The sequence below is a fragment of the Stenotrophomonas sp. 05L44_2 genome, from assembly GCF_056665995.1.
On the sequence record NZ_JBFTNR010000426.1, the window covers coordinates 1 to 3692 of the forward strand.

Here is a 3692-nt window from a genome sequence, read left to right on the forward strand (position 1 = left end):
GGGATGTCTCCAACTCCGAGGGCTATTCGCTGCAGACCTCGCTCGACGGCAAGCAGTGGCAGAGCGCCTACGTCATGGGCGATTCGCTGGGTGGCATCGAGACCCTGTACTTCGCGCCGCGACAGGCCCGCTACCTGCGCCTGGCCAGCCCGCAGCGCACTTCCGACTGGGGCGTATCCATCTTCGAAATGGAACCGCTCGACACCACGCTCAGCGCACGGGTGACCGGGCTGGACGCCACCCAGTCTGCTGCGCTGTGGCAGGGCGGCGGCACGGTTGCCATCCCCGCAGGCAAAGGCGGCATCCACACGCTCGACATCACCCTGCCCCGTGCGCAGCCCAGCACCGGGCTGGCGGTGGACTGGGCCAACGTGCACGGCGCTGCACGCCTGCAGGCGCAGGACACACAGGGCCGCTGGCACGAACTGGCGCGCGACGCGCAGGCGGCGACCCGGCAGCAGAGCTGRCTGGCGGCCGACGCGCCACTGGACATCCAGGCACTGCGGCTGACCGTGGAAGGCGATGCACCCCAGGTCAAACGCATCCGCCTGCTCGGCCCGAAGGCGGTGATGACGCCGATGAAGCGGTACCAGATCGCCGCCAGTGGCGCGCAGCGCGCGTTGTTCCCTGCCTCGCTGCACATGCAGCAGACCTACTGGACCGCAGTCGGCGTGCATGCGGGCCGGCAGAAATCGATCTTCGACGAATACGGCAACATCGAAGCCTACAAGGGCGCACCGCTGGTGCAGCCGATCTGGCGCAGTGCCGATGGCCGCGCGACCGGTGCCGCCGAACAACCGGTGCAGCACGCACTGCGCGATGGCTGGAAGCCGATGCCGTCTGCCACGTGGTCACCGCAGCCCGGGCTGGAACTGCGCAGCGAAGCCTTTGCCATCGAGCGCGACGGGCAACCGGTCACCTTCGTGCGCCATCGCCTGCGCAACACCGGCAGTGCGGCCATCGAAGGCACGCTGACCCTCGCAGTGCGACCGATGCAGATGAATCCGCCGTGGCAGAACGGCGGCCTGTCGCCGATCCGCCAGGTGGCCGTCGAAGGCAACAGCGTGCGCGTCAATGGCCGCACGCTGCTGCAGTCACTCAGCGCAGTGGATGCCGCTGGCACCGCCCCCTTCGGCAACGAAGGTGACACCGAGATCACCACGGCCATCGCCAGCGGAAAACTGCCTGCCGCACAGCAGTCCAGCGATGCCGCAGGCCTGGCAGCGGCGGCGTTGAGCTACCGCGTCACCCTGGCCCCCGGTGCCAGCGACGCGGTGGTGGTGGCCTTCCCGCTCGGTACCGCCACCGCCGATGCCAATGGCGTGCTGCCGGAAGCACCGGCCCTCAACCTCGCCTCGCTGCCGCGCGACGGCGACAAGGCGTTCGACACGCTGGCCAGCCGCGCCTCCGCTGATTGGCAGGCGCGGCTGGGCCAGGTCGGCCTGCGCCTGCCCGACCCTTCGCTGGTGGACATGCTGCGCGCGCAGGCCGCCTACATGCTGATCAACCAGACCGGCCCGGCCATGCAGCCCGGTCCGCGCAACTACAACCGCTCCTTCATCCGCGATGGCATGGCCACCTCGGCCGTGCTGCTGCGCATGGGCGAAGCCAAGGTGGCACGCGACTACCTGGCCTGGTACAGCGAACACGGCGTGCACGGCAATGGCCTGGTGTCGCCCATCCTCAACGACGATGGCAGCGTCAATACCGGCTTCGGCTCGGACATCGAGTACGACAGCCAGGGCCAGTACATCACCCTCGTTGCCGACGTCGCCCGGCTCGATGGCGGGCCGGAAAGCGTACGTGCCTACCTGCCCAAGGTGAAGGCCGCGCTGCGCTTCCTGCAGGAACTGCGCGAACGCACGCTGGTGCCGGGCTACATGGCCGACCAGCCATCGCCGGAGCGCTTCGCCGGCATCCTTGCGCCGTCGATCAGCCACGAAGGCTACCCCTCACCCACCCACAGCTACTGGGACGACTACTGGGGCCTGAAGGGCTGGCATGACGGCGCGTGGTTGGCTGAATCGCTGGGCGACCACGAAACCGCCACGTGGGCGCGCGAACAGTACAAGGCGCTGTATGACGCACTGCACGCCTCGATCCGCGCGACGATGGCGTGGAAGGGCATCGACTTCATTCCGTCATCGGCCGACCTCGGCGATGGCGACCCGACCGGTGTATCGATCGCGCTGGATCCCACCGGTGCGCAGAGCGTGCTGCCGGCCGAGGCCCTGCGCACCACCTTCTCCCGCTACCTGGACGATGTGCGCAAGCGCAACCAGCCTGGTGCGCTGTATGCCTACACGCCGTATGAAATCCGCAACGTGCTGAGCTACGTGCACCTGGGCCAGCCCGAAGCGGCCGACGAGCTGCTGCAGGGCCTGCTGCACGATCGCAGGCCGCTGGAATGGCAGGTGCTGGCCGAGGTCGTGCACTCGCGGTTGCGCTTCCCGCGCTATCTGGGCGACATGCCGCACACCTGGATCGGCGCCGAATACGGCCGCACCCTGTTCGGGATGCTGATGCGCGAGGATGACGACGCGTTGTCGCTGCTGCCGGGCACGCCCCCTTCCTGGGTCGCTGGCGAGGGCCTGGCCGTGGACCACCTGCCCACTGCCTATGGAACCCTGCAGATGCAGGCGCGGCAGCGCAACGGCAACCTGACCGTGTCGCTCGGCAAGGGGCTGCGCAAGGGCACGCCGGTGCGCGTATGGTGGCCCAGCCGTACCCTGCCCAAGGACGTGCGCGTGGATGGGCGATCGGTACGGAACTTCGACAAGGATGGCGTGCTGCTCGATGGCCCGTTCCGCATCCTGGAGGCACGTTGGCAGTAATGCCGATGCAGGAACCGAAGTGATCGAACTTCTACTCGATGGCAGCCCTGTCGCCGCCGCTACCGACGATCAGCTGGCCAGCGCACTGGCGCTGGCCGCATCCATGCCCCAGTTCGAACTATGGGCATCGGTGCCCGACGGTCCATCGCTGTGCATGCTGCGCAATGCCGAGCATGCATGGCTGATGTACCTGCGCGAGCCCGGCGACGGCGGCTTCCACTCCTGCGGAAAGGAACACCGCGCCGGCAACGCTTATTTCCGGCTCGACAATGGCCAGGTGGATGGCTATCCCCTGGCGTGGTGCATCGGCATCGAGGCGTGCTTCGCCGCGATCAGTTTCTTTCACGGCAATGGAGGCGCCCGCCTGGAACACATCGATTGGCAGCCCTGACCCCGGTAGAGGCCGACCTTGGTCGGCATGCCCCGCCTCGCATTCCGGTGGGTGCCAACCGTTGGTTGGCACGCCCTCTGGTAGATGCCGACCTTGGTCGGCACGCCTTCCGTCGAGCAAGCTCGACGCCTACCAAGCGGCATCGCTAGAACCCTGGCAACCCCGGCGGATTGGTCTGCGACTGCGGCACCGCTTCTTCGGCCACATTCCAGCGTGCCAGCACCTTCGCGTAGGTACCGCTGCTGATCTGGGTGTTCAATGCCTGGGTCACCGCATCGGCCAGGCCACTGCCCTTGCGGGTGGTCACCGAAATCGCCGCTGCGTCCGGCCAGCCACCCGGGAACAGGCCGACCCGGCGCACCTTGCCATCGCGCGCCGAATAGGCGCCGGTGGCATTCGGCTCGAACGACACGTCGGCGCGGCCGGTGATCACTGCCAACCGCCCGATCACCGCATCATCGAAGTAC

Annotated in this window: 3 protein-coding genes; 2 read left to right on the plus strand and 1 reads right to left on the minus strand. The window is 67.9% G+C overall.

Annotated elements, in window-relative coordinates:
- Both AC1VAN_RS14875 and AC1VAN_RS14880 read left to right on the plus strand, forming a co-directional pair.
- Positions 1–2834 (plus strand): discoidin domain-containing protein (locus tag AC1VAN_RS14875; RefSeq protein WP_480986086.1); only part of this gene is annotated, 2834 nt, incomplete at its 5' end.
- A gap of 19 nt (positions 2835–2853) precedes the next feature.
- A complete protein-coding gene (locus AC1VAN_RS14880; protein ID WP_442252006.1) occupies positions 2854–3225 on the plus strand; it encodes a hypothetical protein in 372 nt (123 codons plus the stop codon).
- 145 nt (positions 3226–3370) lie between these two features.
- On the opposite strand, the gene AC1VAN_RS14885 is transcribed toward AC1VAN_RS14880, so the two are convergent.
- Positions 3371–3692 (minus strand): type 2 periplasmic-binding domain-containing protein (locus AC1VAN_RS14885; RefSeq protein ID WP_480986087.1); only part of this gene is annotated, 322 nt, incomplete at its 5' end.